This window comes from Mesorhizobium sp. M7A.F.Ca.CA.002.15.2.1, assembly GCF_003998715.1.
GTDB lineage: Bacteria > Pseudomonadota > Alphaproteobacteria > Rhizobiales > Rhizobiaceae > Mesorhizobium > Mesorhizobium ciceri.
The window spans coordinates 1-3,581 of the sequence record NZ_RZPI01000593.1; the positions used below are offsets into that span (position 1 = coordinate 1).

Consider the following 3,581-nt stretch of genomic DNA (forward strand, 5'->3'; position numbering starts at 1 on the left):
GATTTGGCCTTGCAGCAGAGGCTTTGTCATGGTCGCTTGCATTTGAACGATCGCTGCTGATGCCAAACTGGGGGCACTTTGGGGGTGAGCAGCAGGGAACACGAACACGCGGCGCCGGCTGATCTATGAGAGAAGCAGGCGCGGCGCGGTTCCCATGGAAAACGAATGAGGGTTTAACCGTGCCGTCTTTACGCAAGTCACTTTTCACCGCCGTCCTCGTTTCGGCGACCATGCTGTCCCCACTGGCCGCTTCAGCCGAAACCATCTCCGGCGCGCTTGCAAAGGCCTACCAGTACAATTCTTCACTGAATTCGGCCCGTGCCGGCGTTCGCGTCACCGACGAGGGTGTCGCCATCGCCAAGTCGGGCTACCGCCCGGTTGTCACCGGCTCGGCGGATATCGATTATTCGAGCAGCCATCTCAACGGCACCAATTCAAGCGTGCGGCTGACCACCGGCAATTTTGGCGTTCAGATCAACCAGACGCTGTTCGACGGCTTTCAGACCAGGAACAATGTCGCTGCCGCCGAAGCGCAGGTCCGGGCCTCGGTCGAAAGCCTGCGCAACACTGAAGAGGGCATCCTGTTCAGCGCGGCGCAAGCGTATATGAACGTGATTCGCGACCGGCAGGTCGCCGTGCTGACCGAGCAGAACCTGCAGTTCCTGACCGAAACGGCGCGCGCGGCGCGTTCGCGCTTCGAAGTTGGCGAAGGCACGCGCACCGATGTCGCCCAGGCCGACGCTTCGCGCGCCGCCGCGGTGGCGTCGCTGAGTGCTGCCCGGGCGCAGGCGCTGGCAAGTGCGGCGCTCTATCGCCAGATCGTTGGCGACGAGCCGGGCAAACTCAAGGGCGCTTCGCCGGTGGCAAAGCTGTTGCCGTCGAGCCTCGCCGCCGCCGTCGGGGTGGCCTCGAACGAGCATCCGGCCATCCTTGCCACGCAGCATCTGGTCGATGCCGCGGCGTTTTCGGTGAAGTCGGCCGAAGGTGCGCTGTTGCCGCAGCTGTCGGCTTCCGCCGGCGTTTCGAGCGCCTATCGCAATACCTCGCCTTTGCCGGGTGTCGGTTCGCAGGATGGCACGACCAATTCGGCCAGTGTCGGGGCAACGCTGACCATCCCGATCTATTCGGGTGGCCGCACCTCGGCGATCGTGCGCCAGGACAAGGAATCGCTCAGCCAGGCCCGCATCCAGGTCGATGTCAGCCGCGACCAGGTGCGCCAGGCCGTCACCGCCGCCTGGACCGAGTACACCGCCGCGCAGCAGCAGCTGACGGCCAACAGGCAAGTGATCGAAGCCGCGAAGCTGGCACTGAACGGTGTCATCGAAGAGCGCAATGTCGGCCAGCGCACCACGCTCGACGTCCTCAATGCGCAGGCGACGGTCATCACCGCCCAGATCAACCAGGCCGGTTACGAACACGATGTGGTGGTGGCGAGCTACGCCATCCTGCAGGCGACCGGCCGTCTGTCCGTCGACCGCCTTGGCTTGCAGGTAGCGAAATACAAGCCTGAAGAGCACTACAACGCGGTCAAGGACAAGTGGTACGGACTGCGCACGCCGGACGGCCGCTGAGGCGTTCGGCCTGAACTGGCCGTGTTCCCTGCTTGAGCAGGATCTTTCGCGCTGCGGCTCTCGGGTTCAGATGGCGCTAATCTGTTGAAATCCCACAAGTCCCCAGATTGGGGATTCTCGTGCGGCGATCCGTCGGTTACGCTGTGGCCATGATTCGATCCGGCTCTGCCGGAGCGGAAAACCCAACAGGGGTCACAAGGGCGGCGGATGTGACGATGGCAACGGCAAGCAGCGCACAGCGCGAACCTTCCATGGAAGAGATACTGGCTTCCATCAGGCGGATCATCGAGGACAGCGACGGCGGCCGCAAGCAGCCGGGCGACGCCGATGAGCTGAGCCAGGATCTGGAGCGCGCGTCGAGCGCCTATGCAGCCCCCGACGTGGAAGCTTTTCGTGCCGACCTGCATGCCGCCCCCGAGGGCAGGAAGCCTGTCACGCTGGCGGAAGTCCAGTCACAGCTGCCGCCGGCCGAGCCGGTGGTGGCGCGCATGGAAACGCCGGTGCGCCCCGATCCCAGCCCGGCAAGGCCATCGATGACACTCGCCGAGGTCAGCGCCCGCGTTGCAGCGGAGCCAATCACGGCTGAAGCGCCAATATCGCGTCCTGTCGCCGACGCTTCCATCGCCGATTGGCGTCGCGAGATCGCCGCGGTTGGCGAGCAGGCCAGGGCGGTGTCGGACCGGAGCGAGGCACGCAAGACGGCTGCCCAGCCGTCCGTGGAGGCTCCAGGGGATGAACCGGCCGCGAAACCGGCTACCGAGCCGTCTCGTCCGGATGCAAGCGTGGTGCGGCCGGTGGCGGCCAGCGACGCGCCGCGTCCGGCGATCGTTTCCGAGCACACCGGCCGTCAGGTCGCGGCTGCCTTTGGCGAGCTTTCCGACGCGTTTGCCAGCCGCAGCAAGAAGACATTCGACGAGATGGCCGAAGAGATGCTGCGGCCGATGCTGCAGGATTGGCTCGACAACAATCTGCCGACACTGGTCGAAAGGCTGGTGCGCGAGGAGATCGAGCGCGTGGCGCGCGGGGCGCAGTAGTTCCCCATGCCGATTGCCCAGAGGAAACGGCGCCTTCGTGGCGCCGTTTCTTTTGGTGAAGTCGTTGTCGGCAGGACGACGGATCGCGTTCCGTTGAAATGACTGAGGCCGCGCCTATCTGGTTGTGAGGGTCCGAGACAGCCCTTGCGGTTGACTTGGCCAAAACCTTCCGATTTACACCGGACCAGCAAACTCCCGACAGCGCGGACCATTTTCCCATGCTTGAAAAGACCTACGACGCCAAAACCGTCGAGCCGAAGATCGCCAAAGTCTGGGAAGAGGCCGACGCGTTTCGCGCCGGTGCCGGGGCCGAGGAGGGGGCGGAGGCCTTCACCATCGTCATCCCGCCGCCGAACGTCACCGGCTCGCTGCATATGGGACACGCGCTCAACAACACGCTGCAGGATATATTGGTGCGCTTCGAGCGCATGCGCGGCAAGAACGTCCTGTGGCAGCCGGGCATGGACCATGCCGGCATTGCCACGCAGATGGTGGTCGAGCGGCAGCTGATGGAAAAGCAGATCCATCGCCGCGACCTGACCCGCGAACAGTTCATCGAGAAAGTGTGGGAGTGGAAGGCCGAATCCGGCGGTGCCATCTTCAACCAGCTGAAGCGGCTCGGCGCCTCGGCCGACTGGTCACGCGAACGCTTCACCATGGACGAAGGCCTGTCCAAGGCGGTGCTCGAAGTGTTCGTCACGCTCTACAAGGAAGGGCTGATCTACAAGGACAAGCGTCTTGTGAACTGGGACCCCAAGCTGCTCACCGCGATCTCCGATCTCGAGGTCGAGCAGCAGGAGGTCAATGGCAATCTCTGGCACTTCCGCTACCCCGTCGAAGGCAAGGTCTTCGACCCGGAAAACCCGAAAACCTTCATCACCGTGGCGACGACGCGCCCGGAGACGATGCTGGGCGATACGGCCGTCGCGGTGCATCCCGACGACGAGCGCTTCCGGCATCTGGTCGGCAAGAACAT

3 protein-coding genes are annotated in these 3,581 nt (G+C 64.2%); all 3 read left to right on the forward strand.

The annotated features are described in order from the left end of the window. Positions 1-179 precede the first annotated feature (179 nt). Positions 180-1,571, forward strand: coding sequence for a TolC family outer membrane protein (locus tag ENZ74_RS25740; protein WP_063168121.1), 1,392 nt, complete (start codon positions 180-182; stop codon positions 1,569-1,571). Between the two features lie 215 nt (positions 1,572-1,786). Further along, positions 1,787-2,605, forward strand: a complete 819-nt coding sequence (locus ENZ74_RS25745; RefSeq protein ID WP_013531280.1) for a PopZ family protein — start codon at positions 1,787-1,789, stop codon at positions 2,603-2,605. Positions 2,606-2,823: 218 nt separating this feature from the next. Continuing rightward, positions 2,824-3,581: class I tRNA ligase family protein (locus tag ENZ74_RS25750; RefSeq protein WP_164761207.1), on the forward strand; the 758-nt coding region annotated here is incomplete at its 3' end.